At 66.1% G+C, this 19,546-nt stretch carries 16 protein-coding genes; 2 read left to right on the top strand and 14 right to left on the bottom strand.

Going from position 1 to position 19,546, the window contains the following annotated elements:
• The first annotated feature begins 105 nt into the window (after positions 1-105).
• Positions 106-357 carry a hypothetical protein gene (locus ASF40_RS09650; RefSeq protein WP_157549596.1) on the top strand — a complete coding sequence of 84 codons (252 nt, stop codon included), beginning with the start codon at positions 106-108 and terminating at the stop codon, positions 355-357.
• 894 nt (positions 358-1,251) lie between these two features.
• Here ASF40_RS09650 and ppsA read toward each other — a convergent pair.
• The 11 genes from ppsA to ASF40_RS09590 form a co-directional block, all read right to left on the bottom strand.
• Complete coding sequence (ppsA, locus tag ASF40_RS09640) at positions 1,252-3,639, bottom strand: phosphoenolpyruvate synthase (protein ID WP_056368490.1); 2,388 nt, start codon at positions 3,637-3,639, stop codon at positions 1,252-1,254.
• A gap of 47 nt (positions 3,640-3,686) precedes the next feature.
• Positions 3,687-4,544: a pyruvate, water dikinase regulatory protein gene (locus ASF40_RS09635; protein ID WP_056368487.1), complete on the bottom strand. Its 858-nt coding sequence runs from the start codon at positions 4,542-4,544 to the stop codon at positions 3,687-3,689.
• Positions 4,545-5,005: 461 nt separating this feature from the next.
• A complete protein-coding gene (locus ASF40_RS09630) occupies positions 5,006-5,749 on the bottom strand; it encodes an EthD domain-containing protein (RefSeq protein WP_082496975.1) in 744 nt (247 codons plus the stop codon).
• 157 nt (positions 5,750-5,906) lie between these two features.
• On the bottom strand, positions 5,907-6,806 hold the full coding sequence (gene fdhD, locus ASF40_RS09625; RefSeq protein ID WP_056368484.1) for a formate dehydrogenase accessory sulfurtransferase FdhD: 900 nt from the start codon (positions 6,804-6,806) through the stop codon (positions 5,907-5,909).
• Position 6,807: 1 nt separating this feature from the next.
• On the bottom strand, positions 6,808-7,956 hold the full coding sequence (gene moaA, locus ASF40_RS09620) for a GTP 3',8-cyclase MoaA (RefSeq protein WP_157549594.1): 1,149 nt from the start codon (positions 7,954-7,956) through the stop codon (positions 6,808-6,810).
• Complete coding sequence (locus ASF40_RS09615; protein WP_056368482.1) at positions 7,953-8,408, bottom strand: molybdenum cofactor biosynthesis protein MoaE; 456 nt, start codon at positions 8,406-8,408, stop codon at positions 7,953-7,955. Before ASF40_RS09615 ends, moaA begins: the two co-directional genes overlap by 4 nt.
• Positions 8,409-8,410: 2 nt before the next feature.
• Positions 8,411-10,837 carry an FdhF/YdeP family oxidoreductase gene (locus ASF40_RS09610; RefSeq protein ID WP_056368480.1) on the bottom strand — a complete coding sequence of 809 codons (2,427 nt, stop codon included), beginning with the start codon at positions 10,835-10,837 and terminating at the stop codon, positions 8,411-8,413.
• A gap of 117 nt (positions 10,838-10,954) precedes the next feature.
• Positions 10,955-11,848: a LysR family transcriptional regulator gene (locus ASF40_RS09605; protein ID WP_056368478.1), complete on the bottom strand. Its 894-nt coding sequence runs from the start codon at positions 11,846-11,848 to the stop codon at positions 10,955-10,957.
• Positions 11,849-11,993: 145 nt separating this feature from the next.
• A complete protein-coding gene (locus ASF40_RS09600; protein WP_056368475.1) occupies positions 11,994-13,958 on the bottom strand; it encodes an acetoacetate--CoA ligase in 1,965 nt (654 codons plus the stop codon).
• On the bottom strand, positions 13,955-14,557 hold the full coding sequence (locus ASF40_RS09595) for a cupin domain-containing protein (RefSeq protein WP_082496974.1): 603 nt from the start codon (positions 14,555-14,557) through the stop codon (positions 13,955-13,957). The genes ASF40_RS09600 and ASF40_RS09595 overlap by 4 nt, the downstream gene beginning before the upstream one ends.
• 3 nt (positions 14,558-14,560) lie before the next feature.
• On the bottom strand, positions 14,561-15,571 hold the full coding sequence (locus tag ASF40_RS09590) for a fumarylacetoacetate hydrolase family protein (protein WP_056368472.1): 1,011 nt from the start codon (positions 15,569-15,571) through the stop codon (positions 14,561-14,563).
• A gap of 112 nt (positions 15,572-15,683) precedes the next feature.
• On the opposite strand from ASF40_RS09590, the gene ASF40_RS09585 reads away from it, so the two are divergent.
• On the top strand, positions 15,684-16,271 hold the full coding sequence (locus tag ASF40_RS09585) for a TetR/AcrR family transcriptional regulator (protein ID WP_082496973.1): 588 nt from the start codon (positions 15,684-15,686) through the stop codon (positions 16,269-16,271).
• Between the two features lie 533 nt (positions 16,272-16,804).
• On the opposite strand, the gene ASF40_RS09580 is transcribed toward ASF40_RS09585, so the two are convergent.
• From ASF40_RS09580 to ASF40_RS09570, 3 genes are all read right to left on the bottom strand, one after another.
• Positions 16,805-17,206 carry an ester cyclase gene (locus ASF40_RS09580; protein WP_056368468.1) on the bottom strand — a complete coding sequence of 134 codons (402 nt, stop codon included), beginning with the start codon at positions 17,204-17,206 and terminating at the stop codon, positions 16,805-16,807.
• A 116-nt stretch (positions 17,207-17,322) separates the two neighbouring features.
• Positions 17,323-18,564: an MFS transporter gene (locus ASF40_RS09575; protein ID WP_056368466.1), complete on the bottom strand. Its 1,242-nt coding sequence runs from the start codon at positions 18,562-18,564 to the stop codon at positions 17,323-17,325.
• Between the two features lie 122 nt (positions 18,565-18,686).
• A complete protein-coding gene (locus tag ASF40_RS09570; protein WP_056368464.1) occupies positions 18,687-19,520 on the bottom strand; it encodes an ABC transporter substrate-binding protein in 834 nt (277 codons plus the stop codon).
• Between the last annotated feature and the right edge of the window lie 26 nt (positions 19,521-19,546).

Below are 19,546 nucleotides of genomic sequence, written 5' to 3'. Positions count from 1 at the left end.
AGCGGTCCATGGTCCGAGGTGGCCCGGCGGACGCGTTCGCGGTGTGCCAGTGCGCGGCGGCGCCGACATCGACCTGGAGTGGGCGACTGCGAACCGGTGGCGCTCATGATCCGCAGCACCGCCGGCGCCACCCATATCGTCGAGGCCGCCGGTCAGCTGCAGGCCGTCCGCATCGGCTCCGATGGTGATGCCGTGGTGCTGCTGCCGGCGCGGAGCGCCAGCTACGCGGTGCTGGTGCATGATGCTTTCAGCTGGGGCAGTCGGCGCCTCGCGGTGGAGCGGATATCGTGGCGGGCGCCAGATCGCGTAGCTCGAGGTGGCCCAGGGGCGGTGCGGCGCTGGACGCAGAAGCGTTGAATGACATCCACGCCGGGCGAACGAGGATTCGCTCGCGAAGACGCTGGGGCTTCTGGGCACCTCTTGGGAGGAACATCGGCGTGCGAAAACGCCCTCGCCGCTGGCATCCTCGTCGCCGATCCGGGAACGCGCGCGGGCGGGGTGAGCGTGGTCGGGTTCTCGGGGGACGGCGCGCGGGCCGGGATCCTCGGGGCGCTCAGCGCGGAAAGTCCGCGCTGCGGGGATGATCTCGATGATGTCGACGTTCACGGCCAACCTGGACGGCTACGAGCAGACCCACACCTGGATGTTGCACAATCCTGGCATGGGGCTGGTCGCTGAGTCGCCCGACATCGCTGTGGCGCGTGCCGCTCTTCATCGGCTAGACCGGCCAGAACACGCTGTTCTCCCCGAAGGGGATGCGGGCGGCGGACCGGCTCGTCGCCGGCCATTGCGCGGAGGCCGGGGCCGCAAACGCTTACCGATCGGTGTGGGCGGATGCCCCGTACTCCTCTCCGCTGGGCATGCAGCGGCGTTCCATCGACTGGCTGGATGAGGTCAGTCGATAGTTGCGCGCCCGCGCGGGGCACGATACCCCCCCCCCCCCCCCCCCCCCCCCCCCCCCCCCNCCTCGTCGAGCGTGAGGAACCCGGCCCACACGATGCGGGGGATCGCACCGCCGGTGTCGAGAGTGCAGACGACGGCGAACTCGAAGGGCGCGTTCTTCGAGAGCCCCGCGGGCAAGAACTACCGCCACGCCACGTACTACACGGCCCCACGCCGTCGGTCTTGCACCGACGCGAACCGGTCGGGGCATTCTCCCTGTCGCGGAATTCGGCCGGAATCGCTGGCTGGTGCGGTCCTCTTGGCGCACATGCGGCGTTCAGAGTGTCCGCGACGCGCCGACCTCGACACTCACGTAGTCGGTGCGAGGTCCCTTTGAGCGAGTCGCAGCCAGGTTTCGACGACGGTGTCCGGGTTGAGTGACATCGATTCGATGCCCTGCTCCACGAGCCACTCGGCGAGGTCGGGATGGTCGCTGGGCCCCTGCCCGCATATCCCGACGTACTTGTCGGCTCTCGCGCACGCGTCGATCGCCATGGACAACATGCGGAGCACGGCAGGGTCCCGCTCGTCGAATGTCGCGGCGACCAGTGCCGAGTCGCGGTCGAGTCCGAGCGTCAGTTGTGTCATGTCGTTGGAGCCGATGGAGAACCCGTCGAAGTATTGGAGGAACTCGTCGGCGAGGACGGCGTTGGAAGGTAGCTCGCACATCATGATCACGCGCAGGCCGTTTTCACCGCGGCGCAGACCGTTCTCGGCGAGCAGATCGATGACGGCAGCCGCCTCATCCAGGGTCCGGACGAAGGGCACCATGATGGCGATGTTCGTGAGCCCCATCTCGTCGCGTACGAACCGCAGCGCTTCGCACTCCATGTCGAAGCAGGCCCGGAAGTCGTCGGAGATGTAGCGGGAGGCGCCGCGGTAGCCGATCATCGGATTCTCCTCGTGCGGCTCGTACAGCTCGCCACCGATGAGATTCGCGTATTCGTTGGACTTGAAGTCCGAAAGCCGCACGATCACCGGCTCAGGTGCGAACGCGGCGCCCAGCATCGAGACGCCCTCGGCCACGCGCTTCACGAAGTATTCACGCGGGGACGCGTAGGCGCTGATCCTCTCGGCGATCTCGTCGTGCAGCGGTGAGGGCAGGGTGTCGAGCTCCAGTAGTGCGCGGGGGTGGATGCCGATCTGCCGGTTGATGACGAACTCGAGCCGTGCAAGCCCTACGCCTCGATTCGGCAGCTTGGAGAAGGAGAAGGCCTGATCGGGCGTGCCGACGTTGAGCATGATCTTCACCGGGCTCTCGGGCATCGAGTCCAACTGCGTGACGAGCTCCTGGAACTTCAGGATGCTCTCATAGACGAAGCCGGTGTCCCCCTCGGCGCAGGAGACCGTGACGTCCATGCCATCCTTCAGGGTCGCCGTCGCGTTGCCCGTTCCGACCACCGCGGGAATGCCGAGTTCGCGCGCGATGATCGCGGCATGACAGGTGCGGCCACCTCGGTTGGTGACGATCGCCGATGCGAGCTTCATGATCGGCTCCCAGTCCGGATCGGTCATGTCCGCCACCAGCACATCGCCTGCCTGGAATTGGTCCATCTGCGCGATCGACTTCATGACGCGCACCGGCCCTGCGCCGATCTTCTGTCCGATGGCCCTCCCCTCCGCGATGGGAACGCCCGCCTCTTCGAGCACGAAGCGGCGCATCACATTCCCGTCGACCCGCGAGACAACCGTCTCGGGCCGTGCCTGCAGAATGTAGAGCTCTCCGTCGACCCCGTCCTTGCCCCACTCGATATCCATCGGCCGGCCGTAGTGGTCTTCGATGATCAGCGCCTGTCGGGCAAGCTCCTCCACCTCGGCGTCGGTGATGCTGAACCGGGCACGATCCGCAGCTGGGACATCCGTGAATAGGGTGCTGCCGCCGACGTGACGCCCGTGGGCGTAGACCATCTTCACTGCCTTCTCGCCTACCGACCGCTTGAGGATCGACGGGCGACGTGCCCGCAGCGCAGGCTTGTAGACGTAGAACTCGTCGGGATTAACCGCGCCCTGCACCACCGCTTCGCCGAGCCCGTATGAGCTCGTGATGAAGACGGCCCTGTCGAAGCCGGACTCGGTGTCGACGGTGAAGAGCACACCGGATGCGCCGATATCCGATCGCACCATCCGCTGGACACCCGCCGACAGCGCGACGTCGTGGTGGTCGAAGCCGTGGTGGACGCGGTAAGCGATCGCTCGGTCGTTGTAGAGCGAGGCGAACACGTGCCGGATCGCTAGGAGGATGTTCTCAATGCCGCTGATGTTCAGGAATGTCTCCTGCTGGCCCGCGAACGACGCATCCGGAAGATCCTCGGCAGTGGCGCTGGAACGCACCGCCCATGAAACGAACTCAGGCTGCGGATCGCCCTCAACCTGTTGCGCGTATGCCTGCCTGATCTCCGATTCGAACGTCGACGAAAAGGGCTGCGCCAGAATCCAGTCCCTGACATTGGCGCCAACGCGGGCCAACTCTGCGACATCGGTGACGTCGAGAGCCTCGACTGCGCGTCGGATGCGACCATAGAGTCCGTTCGCGTCGAGGAACTCACGGTATGCATCGGCGGTGGTCGCGAACCCCCCGGGTACACGAACACCGGCATCCGACAGGTTCGACACCATCTCTCCTAGTGAGGCGTTTTTGCCGCCCACCTGTGTGATGTCGGACATGCCGACCTGCTCGAACCAGAGGATGTTCGTCATGATCGCTCCTGTTGATTGATTTCGTGAATGGGAAGGCTGCGGAGAGGTCAGTTGCGCAGGCGCATGGACTGCATGATGACCGCCGACATCTCCTCGACCGACTTGGTCGACGAGTTGAGGAACGGCACGCGGTTCCGGCGATAGAGGTCTTCGGCGCGGCGAAGCTCGAGGGTGCACTGGGCGAGGCTCGAGTAGACCGAGTCCGGTCGCCGTTCGTGCCTCACTTGGCTGAGCCGCAACGGTGTGGTCGTGAGCCCGAAGCACTTGGGGGCGTGGCGGTTTACTGAGGGCGGCAGATGGTCAGTCGGAAAGTCGTCGTCCGTGAGCGGATAGTTGGCGACAAGCAGACCGTATTGCAGCGCGAGGTACATCGTGGTTGGTGTCTTGCCACACCGGGATGGTGCGATGAGTATCACGTCGGCGATGTCCAGGGCGCGGCCGCTCTGACCGTCATCGTGCTCGATCGCGTACTCGACGGCGCGCATTCGGGCAAAGTATTGCTTGATGTCCCCAAGTCCGTGGAACTGACCCAATTGCTCGGACCTGGTGGTTCCAAAAGCCACCTCAAGCTCGGTCAGATGCCCGCTCAGCAGGTCTACAACCACGGCTCCCCGAACCTCGAGTTCACGGAGGATGTCTGCCGATTTCACAGTCGTGAACACCACTGGTTGCGCACCGGAAGCGATCAGGCTCTGGATGTCCCGAGCCACCGCTCGCGCGCCATCGAGGGTGTCCACGAAAGGAATCGTGTGCCGAGCAAACGGCAGCGCGGGAAAATTCGCGAGCAGCGCACTACCGAGAGTCTCCGCGGTTATCCCGGTGCTGTCAGACACGAAGTACGCAACGCGCGTAGCAACGGCATCCCCATCGCACGGCGAGGAACCGGCCGGTGTGTCCAGGATCATGTAATCTCCCGCCGTGCCGGAAACCCGGCTCCGTCGTCTACGGTAAGGCGCATTCCCACCCACTTTCAGGTGATTAGAGCGGCAAGAATTCAACAAATTGCTCCCCGGTCATTTGGCCACATTGCGGGGTCGGGAACGGTCTCACTCTTGATTAATCCGGCACCGGAGCGACTGCTCGGCCGCGGCTGGATGACCCCGCATTCCTGAACCGACCGCAGCGCCACCGTCGCCGGCCGCGAGGTGGGGTACGGAGATATGCACCCGGTCGGGGTGGGACTAGACGTCCATCGGCGAGCTTGACCGCGAGCGACGACGGCACCGTGATGGCCGACAGAATCGGGATGCCGGCCATCACGGCCTCTCGCACGCGTGTAAGCGGCGTGCCGTGGAACGCACCTAGCCAGGCATACTGCGGACGCTGAAACCGCCTACGACCTCCACCGCAACTTCAGGCGGTAGTTTCAGCTACGTCCTGCACTCTCTGCGCGCGGTCCAAAAGGTCCGACCTCGCCGTAGAACCAGCGCTCCTCTGTAACGACAGTGAAAGAGCCCGCGGGATCGCAATAAGCGCTGCGGCGTGAGCGGAGCTCATCGACCAGGTCCTCAAGGCGATGGAGGTCCGCGGGCCAGGTCTCCACGACTGCGTCGAACGGCTCCGCTGCCTCGCCGTAAGAGGCAGTGCCCTCGCCAACGATGCTGTGTACCCGCTGACCGACTGCGGCGCGATACCGATCGTCCGTCTTCGCCCACGCCCCCTCGGCCTCCAGCTGCCGTAGGAATTGCTCGCGCGAGACCGATGCGGAGCGGCGAAGCAGGTCGAATACCCGCAGAGTGCCGACATCCCCCGAGGTGAAGATCGGTTGCTCCTCATCGATCGCGACGAATTCGGCTTGACCGTCCATCAGATGGGTGCTCATGTACTGTTCGTCTGGCAGCAGTTTCTCCTGAAAGTCGGGATCCTGGCCGAGTCGAGTGAGGCCCTCCCAGCCTCCGCAGACATGTTCGACGATCGTCGACAAGCGGTCGATCGGCGGGTGAATCGCGATTGCAACCGGACTGCCCTCAACGTGGTTCAGAGTGTAGCGCTGCATCTCACGGGCGACTGCGGGAATGGACAGTCCCATCGGGATGTGAACGTCCTCCATGTGCTTTCGAAGTTCAGCGGGGGTGCCTGAACGCGACAGCAGAAGGTCCTTGAACATCATTGTCCTCACTTCAAAGAAGCGCCGCGTCGGATCGCGACACTGAACGATTCTATAAGATACGAACCGATTCGTACAGCATTTGCAGTGCCTGGTGAGTGGCACTCAAGCGACACGATGTGATCTCAGGGCCTCCAGACGGTCTGCTTCCGCAGTCCTTCTACGCCCGTACCCGGTCGGGGTGGGAGTAGATGTTCATCGACGATCCGCGCACGAACCCAACCAGGGTGAGCCCGGACGCCGTGGCGAGCTCGACCGCGAGCGAGGACGGCGCCGACACGGCGGACAGGATCGGGATGCCGGCCATCACGGCCTTCTGCACGAGCTCGAAGCTCGCTCTGCCCGACACCTGCAGCACGGTTCCGGTGAGGGGGAGCCTGTCGTCGAGCAGCGACCAGCCGATCACCTTGTCGACGGCGTTGTGCCGCCCGATGTCCTCGCGCAGCACGAGCAGCTCACCCGATGCCGCGTCGAACAGGGCGGCGGCGTGCAGGCCGCCGGTCTTCTCGAACACCGCCTGCCCCGCACGAAGCGTGTCGGGAAGACCCGCGATCAGCGTCGCGTCGACGGGGGCGGCATCCGTCGCGACGTCGTAGCGCGACTGCTTGTCGATCGCCTCGATCGAGGCCGTGCCGCACACGCCGCACGAGCTCGTCGTGTAGAAGTTGCGTGCGATGTCGGTCACCAGCGGCGCGAGCTCGGGGGCGAGCGCGATGTCGAGCACGTTGTACGTGTTCTCGGCCGACGCCGTCGGCACCGACGGGTCGACGCCGATCGTCAGCAACGGCGTCGGCGCCACGGCACCGGTGCCCGGGCCGCCGCAGTGGATCGCGGAGCGCACGTCGCCGGACGCGGCGATCACGCCCTCCGACACCAGGAACCCGGCGGCGAGCTCGAGGTCATTGCCGGGCGTGCGCATCGTCACGGTGAGCGCCTCGCCCGCGATGCGGATCTCCAGCGGCTCCTCCACCGCGAGGGTGTCGGCCCGGCGCCGCACCGCGACATCCCCGTCATTCAGCGCGATCCGGGTGACCGGCGTCCGCGTGGTCAGGCGGCCCATCTCAGCCTCCGATCGCGTTCATGCCGCGCGCCGGCTGCAGGAACGCCGGGTCGTTGATCGCGTGCCCCGGCAGCTTCCCGTGCACGCAGGAGCGCAGCATCCCATCAATGCCCGCGTCGATGCCCGCTTCGACAAGCTCAGCGACCGGGGGGAAGGGCTCCTCCACCGGTCCCTGAGCCTGTCGAAGGATCGGAAGTAGGTCGTACTCCGTGGTCGAGAACAGGCAATTGCGCAGCTGCCCGTCGGCCGTGAGGCGCAACCGGTCGCAGTCGCCGCAGAACGGCGCCGTCACCGACGCGATCACCCCCACCGAATGCGGGCCGCCGTCCAGCGTCCACCGCGCCGCCGGCGCCCCACCCCGACCCGGCACCGGCGTCAGCTCCCACCGCGCCGACAGCGCGGTGAGGATCTCATCCTGCGTCACCATCCGCGATCGATCCCACGTATGCCCCGCATCCAACGGCATCTGCTCGATGAACCGCATCTGCGCCTCATGCGCGACCGCGAACTCCACCAGATCGACCAGCTCGTCATCGTTGACGTCGCGCATCGCCACCGCGTTCAGCTTCAGCGGGCGCAGACCCGATGCCCCGGCCGCCGCGATCCCGTCGAGTACGTCGTCGAGCCGGTCGCGGCGGGTGAGGGCGTGGAACCGGTCACGGCGGAGCGTGTCGATGGAGATGTTGAGCCGGGTCAGCCCGGCCTCGACGAGCCCCGGGAGGAGCTCCGCCAGGCGGATCCCGTTCGTGGTCATCGCGATCTCCACCGGCCGCCCACCCGGCCCGGTGATCGCCGACAGCCGTCGCACCACGTCGACGATGTCGGTGCGCAGCAGCGGCTCCCCGCCGGTGAGGCGGAACGTCGTGATCCCGTCGGCCGCGGCCACCCGGGCGATCCGCACGATCTCATCCAGCGTCAGGATGCTCGTCTTCGCCAACCACTCGTTGCCCTGCTCCGGCATGCAATACGTGCACCGCAGCGAACACCGATCCGTCAACGAGATCCGCAGGTCGCGGTGCACCCGCCCGTGCGTGTCCACCAGCGGGGCGCCGATCGACGCCACGGGCGCTGCGGCCGCGTGCGCGCCGAGATCGACGGATGCCGCGGACTGCGGCATCCGTCGCCCGATCGTCACCGGGATCGCGGTCATCCGCCGAGTGCCAGCCAGGTGGCGGTGCCGTCGATCTCGACCTGTCGTTTCCACACCGGGAGGTCGGTCTTGATGGTCTCGATGAGCGTGCGGCAGACGGCGAACGCGTCTCCGCGATGGGCGGAGGCGACGGCGATCACGACCGCGACGTCGCCGACACTCAGGTGCCCGATCCGATGCGAGACGGCGACGAGCGCATCGCTGCCGGCCACGGCGGATTCGGCGATGCGCTGCAGCGCGCTCTCGGCGTCGGGGTGCGCGGAGTACTCCAGAGCATCGACGGTGGATGCTGCATCCGGATCGTGATCGCGCACGCGGCCGACGAACGTCGTCACCGCTCCCACCGCGGGGTCGTCGACCGCCCGGAGGTGGGCGTCGAGGTCGAGTGGCGCCGAGCTGATCGCGGCGAGGCGCACGGTCTCTCCGCTCCCGAGCGCTGCGTGGGCGAGCATGCTCACGCGCGTCGCTCGAGGCGGACGATGACGGCCTTCGAGGTGGGTGTGCCCGAGACGTCGGCGACGGAGTCGAGGGGTACGAGTACGTTCGTCTCGGGGTAGTAGGCGGCGGCGTTGCCCTTGGGTGTGTTGTAGGCGACGATGCGGAACTCGTCGGCGCGACGCTCCTCGAGGGAGCCGTCCGGTCGGGCCCACTCCGACACCAGGTCGACGATCTCGTCTTCGGCGAAGCCGAGATTCTGGATGTCCTTGGGGTTCACGAGCACGACGCGGCGGCCGTCGTGGATGCCGCGGTACCGGTCGTCCTTGCCGTAGATCGTGGTGTTGTACTGGTCGTGCGATCGCAGCGTCTGCAGTAGCAGCCGTCCCCGCGGGATGTGCGGGTACTCGAGCGGGTTCGCGGTGAACCGGGCCTTGCCATCCACGGTCGCGAACCGCCGGGCGTCGCGCGGCCCGTTGGGCAGGAAGAACGTGCGGCCCTTCTGGATGCGCGTCTCGAAGTCCTCGAACCCGGGGATCGTGCGCTCGATGTGCGAGCGGATGAGCGCGTAGTCGGCCTCGAGCGCCGCCCAGTCGGCCTGAGGGACATTGTTCGCCTGCCGCACAGCCGTCTTGACGGTCGTCACCGTGGGCTCTTCGATCTCACCGTGCTCCGGCAGACCGCGCTCGGCATCGCCGCCGTGGGAGACCGGTGCTGTCGCCGGAGAGGATCCCCCGCCGAACACCAGCGCGCACACCCGCGCCACGATGGCGACCTCGCTGAGCAGTTCCTCCGACGGCGGGGCGAGCCGCCCCCGCGAGGCGTGCACGGCCCCCATCGAATCCTCGACGGTGACCCGCTGCTCCGCGCCGCCGCGGCGGTCGCGGTCGGTGCGGCCGAGCGTGGGCAGGATGAGCGCGCGGCGCCCGGTCACGGCGTGCGACCGGTTGAGCTTGGTCGAGACGTGCACGGTCAGATCGACGCGGGCCATGGCGGCCTCGACGACCGCGGTGTCGGGAGTGGCCGACACGAAGTTGCCGCCCATGCCCATGAAGAACCGCACCCGGCCGTCGCGCATCGCGCGGATCGCCTCGACGGTGTCGAACCCGTGCTCCCGCGGAGCGCGGAACGAGAACTCGCGGTCGAGAGCCGCGAGGAACTCCTCGGCAGGCTTCTCGTAGATGCCCACGGTGCGGTCGCCTTGCACGTTCGAGTGCCCTCGCACCGGGCAGACGCCCGCGCCCGGGCGTCCGATGTTGCCTTGCAGCAGCAGCACATTGACCACGTCGCGCAGCGTCGGCACCGAGTGCTTGTGCTGCGTCAGCCCCATCGCCCAGCACACGATCGTCGAGGTGGAGGTGCGCACCTCTTCGCCGATCTTGCGCAGCGTCTTCTCGGGGAGCCCCGTCGCCTTCACGAGCTCGGGCCACGAGGCATCCGCCATCGCCTGACGATATGCGTCGAAGCCGCTGGTGTGCTCGGCGATGAACGCGTGGTCGAGCACTCCCCCGTCGGCGGCTTCGGCCTCGAGCAGGTGCTTGCCGATCGCCTGGAACAGCGCCTGATCCCCGCCAGCGCGGATCTGCACGAACCGGTCCGCGATCTTAGTGCCGCCGAACGCCACGCCGCGGACCGTCTGCGGGTTCTCGAACCGCATCAGCCCCGCCTCGGGCAGCGGGTTGACGGCGATCACCCGCGCGCCGCGCTGCTTGGCCTTCTCAAGGGCCGACAGCATGCGCGGGTGGTTCGTGCCGGGGTTCTGGCCGGCGACGATCAGCAGGTCGGCCTCGTGGATGTCCTCGATCGAGACCGTGCCCTTGCCGATCCCGATCGTTTCGACGAGCGCGGATCCGGATGACTCATGGCACATGTTCGAGCAGTCCGGCAGGTTATTCGTACCGATCCCGCGCACCAGCAGCTGGTAGAGGAATGCGGCCTCATTGGAGGTGCGTCCGGAGGTGTAGAACACGGCCTCGTCGGGGTCGTCGACGGCCCGGAGTTCGTCGGCGACGATCCGCAGCGCGTCGTCCCACGAAACCGGGCGGTAGTGCGAATCGCCCTCCTCGAGCAACATCGGGTGCGTCAGCCGCCCCTGCTGTCCGAGCCACCAGTCGTCGTGGGTGCGCAGTTCCTCGACGGAGTGCGCGGCGAAGAACGCCGGCCCGACGCGGCGAAGCGTGGCCTCCTCGGCGACCGCCTTGGCGCCGTTCTCGCAGAACTCCGCCATATGGCGCTTGTCCTCCTCCGGCCAGGCACAGCCGGGGCAGTCGAAGCCGTCCTTCTGATTCACGCGCATCAGCGTCTGCACAGAGCGCGCGACCCCCATCTGCTCGTTCGCGATCTGCAGCGCGTGCAGCACAGCAGGCACGCCCACCGCGACCTTCTTGGGTCGCGACACGTGCATGCGCGTCTCGTCGATATCTGTGGAGGGGGGCTTCGTCGCCATGGCGCAAGGCTAGATCCCGAGAAGGGGCGGCTCCTGCGTCGTGGCACCGCCGGCGATCGCTGAGCGAATTTCCCGCACGCGAGGGCGCATGATCCGATATGATCTCGCGCCCCTCTGTCAGGCGGGAGGCGTCACCAGACGACGCGCGGCCGCGTCGACGGCCAGCGAGAGCGGCGGCCGCGGTTCCTCTCCGAGCATCGCGAGGACGATCGGGATGCTGACCTCGGGGCGCACGATCTCGGCGACCTTCACGCCGATGCTCGCCGCGGCCTTCGGGACCGCCGAGCGCGGTACCACGCTGACCCACTCCCCCGTCCGCGCGAGGGCGAGCAGCGCCTCGACCGAGTCCACCTCGACCCGCGGGCGCAGCCGCACGCCCCGCTCGGACAGCGCGTCGTCGAGGATCTGACGCGCGCGCATACTCGGCTCGAGGACGCAGACCGGCAGTCCCTCGAGCGCGGCCAGCTCGATCGTCTCACCGAAGTCGCTCCGCGACGCCGCACCCACGACGACGAGGCGATCAGTCTCGACGAGGATGTGACGTATATCGTCGGCCGCTGCCGCCGACGGGTGCAGCAGACCGGCATCGAACTCGAACGAGCGAAGACCCCCGACCACCTGCTCGGAGGTCAGCCCCGTGACCAGCCGCACCTGGAGGTCGGGATGCGTCGCGCACAGCTCGGCGAGCACCCGGGCCGCCAACGCGACGCCCGACGGGATGACACCGACACGTACGACGCCGTTGAGACGGGCCGCGGCACTGCTCACCTCGTCCTTAAGCGCCCGGTGGTCGGCGATCATCCGCCGGGCCCACACGAGCACGGCCTCACCCTCGGGCGTGAGCCCCTGGAACGAGCGCCCGCGCCGGACCAGGGGCACGCCGAGCTCAGCCTCCAGCTTGCGGATCGATTCCGACAGCGCCGAGGCCGACACGAAGGACGCCGCAGCGGCGCGGCCGAAGTGCTGCTCCCGCGCGACCGCGACGAAATACTCGAGCTGCGTGAAGAGCATTCCGACTCCGATCCGAATCGCGACTGCTTACACTCCGATGGCCGGCTCCAGCGGGTGGGGGCAGAGTCAGGACTTCAAGCGGGTGCGTGCACCCTGCTCGCGCCCAGGCGCCGTCGACTGAACGCCCACTTATCGTAACCGCGGCTCACACCACGGCACTTGCGGCGAATCGGGCGAAGAACGTCAGGACCTCCGCATCATCCACTGACTGGGTATCGACGACTTCCGTCAGTGCGACCCCCTGTATGAGGCGCTTTACCGGCACCTCGAGCTTCTTGCCGGTTCGCGTGTGCGGTATGCCGGGCGCGATTACGATCTCGTCCGGCAGATACCGAGCCGAGAGGTTCGCCCGAATGGCCGAAGCAATTGCAGCTCGAACCGACTCCTCGTTCGCGCCGTCGCGGAGTTGGACGAAGAGCGGCATGTAATACCCGTCGGTGCCGAGTTCGGCGCCGACGACAAGCGCCTCGACGACGTCGGGGAGCGCCTCGACCACGGAATAGATATCCGCCGTCCCCAGACGCAGCCCGTTGCGGTTCAGCGTGGAGTCGGATCGCCCGTGGATGCGGATCCCGGCTTCAGCGAACTCGATGTAGTCGCCGTGGCGCCAGACACCGGGGAACATCTCGAAGTAACTCGCCCGGTATCGAGAACCATCTGAGTCGCCCCACAGGCACAGTGGCATCGAGGGCATCGCGGCCGTGACGACGAGTTCACCGGTGCCATCGGCGGGCGTCCCGTCGTCATTCCACGCCTCTACTCTCACACCCAGCGCCGGCACCTGGATGTAACCCAGCTTCACAGGCTCGGTGGGGACTCCGCCGACAAAGATCGACGCGACGTCCGTGCCACCACTTGCAGAGCTGAGCCAGACGTCTCCGACCGCGCGATACACCCAACAGGCTCCCTCAGCAGACAGAGGTGATCCGGTCACCTGCACGAGACGCAATGCGCGAAGATCCAGGTCTTCCGCAGGAGTGAGGTCGGCCTTGGCGCAGGCGTGCACGAATCCTGCGCTCACGCCGAGCGCGGTCGCCCGCGTGGCGGCGGCCAGATCCCACACCCGGTTGACGTTCGGGTAGGTGGCGTTCCCGTCGACGAGGATAGCGGTGGCACCCGCCCCCAGCACGCAGACGAGAGAGTTCCACACCACCCAACTGGTGGAGGCGACGCTGAGAAAGCGGTCGCCGGGCCGCAGATCACAGTGGATGAGATGCATCTTCATCATCTCGATGAGCGCTCCACCATGCCCGTGAACGATCCCCTTGGGACGTCCGGTTGTGCCGGATGAGAACAGGACCCAGAGCGGGTGACTGAACTCCAACTCCGCGTACAAGGGCGCGCGCGGACGCTCCACCAGCCCCTCCCACCCCTCGTTCAGATCGCCGTCAGGCGCCGGAACCTCCGTGTGAGCAGTGACCCAGATCACGCGTTCTAGCGTCGGCAGCTCCGTGATAACCGCTGCCAGTTCGGCCCGACGATCACGATCCGCGCCGTTGACCCGATATCCGGGGGCAGCAATGAGCACCTTCGGCCCCAACTGAGCGAATCGGGAAGCTATTGCGCCGGGGCCGAACTCCGGAGCACAGATGGACCAGATGGCTCCGATGGAAGTCACCGCCAGCATTGCGACGACGGCTTCTTCGATGTTCGGCAGGATGGCCACCACGCGGTCGCCGGCGCGGACACCGGTGGTCCGCAGCTCCGCCGCGAGCGCGCCCACTCTGCCGCGCAACTCGGCCCACGTCGTCTTGGTGCTGTTTCCCTCCTCGTCGAGGCACAGCAGAGCCAGGCCCTCCCGGCCCTCGAGTAGGTGCCGGGCGAAGTTGACGGTGCGACCGGGGAACCAGCGGGTGTCCAGGATGGATGAACCCCTAAGTGTGGGTCCTGGATCGCCCCGTAGGTCGATACCCGCGAACTCCACGAACTGCTCCCAGAAGAGCTCGGGATTATCGACCGACCACTGCCACATCTCGTTGTAACGGTCCCCTGCCGCGATCCCGTGACACGACAGGAAGTCGGCGAAGCGAGCGACGCCCGTGTCCGACACAGTGTCAGCGTCGGGGCGCCAGATCGTCTGGCCTTCAGCCGCGTTCAAATCTACAATCACGTCTGATCTCCTTCTCGACGCGCCTTGCGTGCGTGCGCGATCTCGTCGGCAGGCAATGATGGCGTGCCGATCAGCACGAACAGGACCCGCGCGCTCTCATTGGTGCGGTTCGACCACGCGTGGTTCGTGGCGCGCTGGACCACCACGTCGCCAGCGCGCAAGGTGGTCTCTCCATCGTCGACAAGCAGGGTGATCTCGCCGGAGAGCACGACGGCGTAGTCGAGCGAATCGGTGCGATGGAACCAGAAGTGCCGAGCCGACGTTTCGCGGTGCGCGGACTCTCCCTCCGTACCGTCGATCTGGGCGAAGATCGCCGTACTCGCCTCGGCGGGGTAGTCGGCGTCGGGTGGAAAGTCTGCCACGCGGAGGATGGTCTCTCCTGCGTATGGAAAGGAAGGGATGCTCACACCTTCCGGCGCCGGATCACGATCGCTGACGAAGTCGATCGCGCCGCCGACGGTCAGCCATGGCACGGCGGCGACCAGGCCGGGCACCCCCTCGAACTGCAAGAGGTTAGGCGTGGGCCCGTCAAAGAGAATCACCGCCTTTCCCGCATCGTTGTGGCCTGTTACGACGCGACGGATAGTCTGGTATGCCATCGGTCACGCCTCGCCGTTGTAGGGGTAGGGGCGCGCCGGGGGCCACCATGGCGGGACTTCCTTCGTGCGGGCGATGGTGTTCGAGAGGACACCGATGCCCTCGAGTTCGAGCTCGACCACGTCACCTGGCTCGAGGAAGCGGTTGATCTCGATTCCCGCACCGAAGCCCATGGTCCCGGATCCGATGATGTCGCCGGGCTGCAGCCGGTCGAAGATCGACACGAATGCCACGAGCTCATCAGGCGTGTAGAGGAAGTTCTCGATCTGCGTAGTCGAGCGGACCTCTCCGTTGACCCGCACTTCGCCGCGCAAGCCGACGATCGAATCGATCTCGTCGAGGGTTGTGACCCAAGGGCCGAAGCTGAACGCGAAGTCTTTGCTGTGCTGCGGCCCCATGCCGATCGTGCTCTCGAGCGATTGCACGTCGCGCAGACTCCAGTCGCCGAAGATCGTCACGCCGAAAACGTGCGACATCGCTTCATCAGGTGTCAGATTTCGCCCCGACCGTCCGATCACGTAGCCGATCTCGAGCTCGTAGTCGAGCTTTTCCGAAATGTGTGGGAACGGGATCTCAGCGCCCGGCGAGTACACCGATGCCGTGGAGCCCTTGAAGTATCCAGGTCGCTCGAAGACTGCTTGTGGCGGCTTGACGCCGACAGTCGCGAAGTAGTTTTCGATGTGGGTGAGGAATGTCAGCCCGTCGCGGATCATCGGAGGATCCACGGGGGACCTCCAGTCGACCTCGGCAATCGGCGTCGATGCATCATCGGCCGCGTCGAGCGCCTCGTACGCGCTCGCGAGGTAGGCGTCACCTGCGGCGACTCCTGCAGAGAGGCTGCCCGGAAATAGCGAACGCCCCAGTTCCGCCGCGCGGCCCGCATCCGCGCCCGACTTGAGCAACGTCAGGGCGTGCGCGCGAGCCAAATCGATGACGCGTTCGCCGTCGAGATCGACAGCCACCACCCGCGTCTGCTCGCCGTCGACCGTCGGAACTGCTATCCGCCCGAGCTTCATCGCTCTCCTCATCTCTGCCTCAACGCAAATGTTCGATACGCACAGTATCGCATCTATTCGAGAAAGATAAAATGATCCCGTACGTTTCGAACGGGATTGGTAGGGTCGCCCTATGGCAGTACGAAGTGAGACCAGCCGCCTCGCGATCCTCGAGGCGACGGCGGGCCTTCTCGATCCACGTCGACCGGACGCCCTGACCCTGCAGAAACTCTCGATCGAGCGCATCGCACGAGAAGCGGGCGTGAGTAAGACGACGATCTATCGATGGTGGCCGAGCAAGGCTGCGGTGGTGATCGACACTTTCCTCGACGACCATGTCGCCCGCACCCCGACCAGGGATGACCTTCCCGCAATGGACGCGTTGCGCGAGCACCTGTCGTCGGTGGCGACGCTCTATGCCGGACATGAGGGTGACCTGATGGCTCAGCTCATCGCGGAATGCCAATACGATCCAGAGACGATGGCGGAGTTCAAGCGGCGTTTCTACGATCAGCGACTAGAGACAGCTGTCGGGCTCATCGAGCGGGCCGTCGCAGAGGGCGGTGTTCGCACCGATGTCGCGCCGGTCACGATTGCCCAGATGTTGTACGCACCGCTGTACTTCCGGCTGCTCTTCCGGGAGAGCGGATTGGACGCGGACGGCGCGGTCGACATCCTGAGCACTGCCCTCGCAGGCATCCGCGCTCGCGACGCTTCGTGACGCGGACCGTTGCCGGCTGATGCACAAATAGCGTGTCATCGCGGCTTGGCACGGATGCATCCACCAGCTGCGGCCCTCGGCTCAGCTGGGACATGACGCGCGGCGACACGGGACGTCCCGCGATTTCGTGCTGGCGTGGACGAGGCGATTCGTCTCTCATCCACGGGGTCTGATGACGCCACGTGTCCCGAGTCGGTGCTTGCCAGGCGCAACGCGCCGAGAATGGCGAACGGCAAGAGCAACGCGAGGAAGACTCCGGAGAGGCCCAGTTCTAGGGCACTGGGCCGCATGACGCGTCAGATCGGGCCGACATCACTGGATGCGCGAGCGTCGTGCGTGAGCTCGGGTTCCAGCCCCGAAGGTCGTCGCTAGAAGTGGCCCGGTGGCCAGCGCGTTCGTGACTTTTCGGTCGGAACGATTGGGATCGGCATCCTCGCCTAGCGCCTTCGACTTATTGAGAGGATTGATAGGCGCGCATCGACTGTGATCCGGATGCCGATCCCAATCGTGCGTCGGAATCTGGTCGTACGACTCTAGGCCGAGAGTTGTTGGATCAGTCCCGCCATATCGTTGAGGCGCCAGACCTCCGCGATCTTGCCATCCTTGAAGCGAAGAAACTGGGCCTCCTCTACCTCGAACACACGTCCGTCGGGTGAGAATCCGAGAAACTCGGCGATGAGCTTTCCTCGCGCGCGAAAGCGAACCGCAACCGTGTCCCCCTCGGCAGCCATGTCGATAAGGTCGAACTCCCACTCCATTATCGAATTCATGAACTCAAGATGTTCCTCCATCCCCGCGAGCCCTTGGCGACCGTTCGGATGGGTGTCGGCCGGGAGTAGAACGTCATCGGCGAAAACCTCAGCGAGCGTTCCGCGCGCGGTTCGCGGATCCAACTCGATGATGAGCTGGCGAACAACCTCTTTGTTTTGATTCAACAGTCATTCTCATGTCCTTTCATGAATGGAGCTCTACCCGGGCTAGGTCGACGAGGCAACGAGGCAACGAGGCCCGCGATTCACATGTCTGTGTGGAATGGTCTGTGCGTGTCTGATCAGACGGGGTCCGATGACGCCACGTCTCTCGAGTCCGTGCCCGTCAGGCGCAACGCGCCGACGATGGCGCCGAGAATGGCGAACGGAACGAGCAACGCGAGGAAGATTCCGGAGAGGCCCAGTCCAAGCCCGCCGATCAGCGCTCCGCCCACAACACCGCCCGCGGCTGAGCCCGCCCTGGCACTGAACTCGGTCGTTCCCACGCCTGTGCCCCGCATCGCGGCCGGATAGGCCGCTGCGGCCAAGACATTGCGCGTGGGTCCCAGCGTCGTTGGAATGATCAGACCTGCGATCGTCACCACGACGAAGATCGTAGTGAATGAGGAATCAGCGATGAATGCCACCCAGACGGCGGCGGCGGCGCTGAGCGCGAGGCCGACGCCGATCGAGGCAAAGCGAGAGGCCCTGATGAGAATGGCCGACAGTACCAAAATGCCGACCACGCTGGCGAGCCCGTAGACCGCGATAATCGCGCTGCTTTCGGCGGTGCTCAACCCCGGAGACGGCTGCTGCAGGAGCGTCGGGAGGTACTGGATGAGCATCAGCTGGGTTCCCAGCGAGATGAACCCGAAGGCCCACAGCAGCAGGGTTGTCACCCGCCATCGCCGCCCGAGAACCCCGGCGAAAACGGAACGGTCCACGCGCGACGGCACGGACTTCGCGATTCCATCAACCACCCGCGCTCGGCCCGTGAGGGACGGCGATTCGCCGACAAAGAAGGCTACGAGGAGGGTGGCGACTAGTGGCACGATCCCCGCGAAGACGAGGAGGGATCGCCATCCAGCCTGCGGGATGATGACCCCCGCAGCGATCGCACCGACCGTCGTTCCAAGGCCGATGCCGGCGTACGCGGCCGCCACGAAAGCGGAACGACGGCGAACAGGCATCAGGTCCGCGAGCAGAGTGATCCCGAGGGGCATCACTGCCCCCATGCCGAGACAGGCGACGATGCGCCACGTGGTGAAGAAGAAGAGGTCGGGCGCCGTAGCCGTGAGCGCGGTGGCCACCGAGAACACGACTCCCGCGATGATCAGGAGAGGTTTGCGACCAAAACGGTCGGATAGTCGCCCTGCCACAAGCGCTCCAACCCCCATGGCGACCGCACCCCCGGTCACCACGAGCGCTATACCGCCGCCTACTGATACTCCCCACTCCCGGATCAGAGAGGGGAAGACGTGACTCACGATGGTCACGTCCATACCGTCGGTGAGGAGGAGGAGTGTGATGAGGAAGAACGACACCCAGTGTGTGCGCGGTGACCGCGTTCGCGAGCCCGGCTTCTGAGCACCTGTGAGTGGGTAGGACACTTTCGGTGAACCTCCTCGTTCGTCGATGGGAAGAGCGTCTCGCCTGCAGCAGCCTGTCAGTGGCGCGCGGCGTCGAGCGGGCGCCCGTCGATCAGCGCCTCGAGGTCCGCACCGGGGGGGAGCAGACCCAATGACCGGCGCACGTCGGTGAGCAATTGAAGCCCGTGCTGCGACACGTCGAGCGTGCGCGGACGAGTCCGCCACGCGTCCTCGGCCCCGACGCCATAGTCGTGCCGCTCGAGAGTTCGAATTCCCGCCTCATCGCTCAGCGTGGAGCTGACAGCGACTCCGGCCTCGAGTGCCCGCAGGAACGCAACGAGTCCGTCGCGAGCGGTGACGCTCTCTCGGCCGACGAGCGCCTGACCGGGCAATCCAGGGATGAGTGCATCCACCGAGGTCACGAAGTTCATGCCCGCGTCCTCGGCCGCAGACCCGAAGGCCGGAATCAGGAGAGTGGCATCTGCGTGTCCCGCGACGAGCGCGGCGAGGCGATTGTGAACACCACCGTGTTCCACGAACTCGACATCGACGTGCCTGTCCGCGAGCATGCGCCGTGCGAGGAGCGAGAATCCGTTCGCGCGTGCGTCGACAGAGAAGCGAGCGCCGGCTAGGTCCTCCAAGCGGTGGAACTCGGGGCGGGCATACACGCGCAACGTCATCGTGTGCTCGACCTGGGCGATCAGGCGGAGATCCGGAACCACCTGGCTCCAGGCAAAGAGGTTGTCGATGGCGGTCACCACGACGTCCGCTTCATTTCGCGCGAGATCGTCGATCTGCTGAGCACTGCCGGTTGTGATGACGGTGTCGAGGTCGAGATCGCCGACCAGTCCCGCGTCCACGGCGAATGTCAACGGCACGACGGGGATGAACTGGCTCAACCGGAGCGTCATGCGATCGACCTCACAGCGTGCGGGTT

The sequence above is a fragment of the Microbacterium sp. Leaf288 genome (assembly GCF_001422925.1).
Classification (GTDB): domain Bacteria; phylum Actinomycetota; class Actinomycetes; order Actinomycetales; family Microbacteriaceae; genus Microbacterium.
This window is presented reverse-complemented; position numbering and strand designations above follow the sequence as displayed.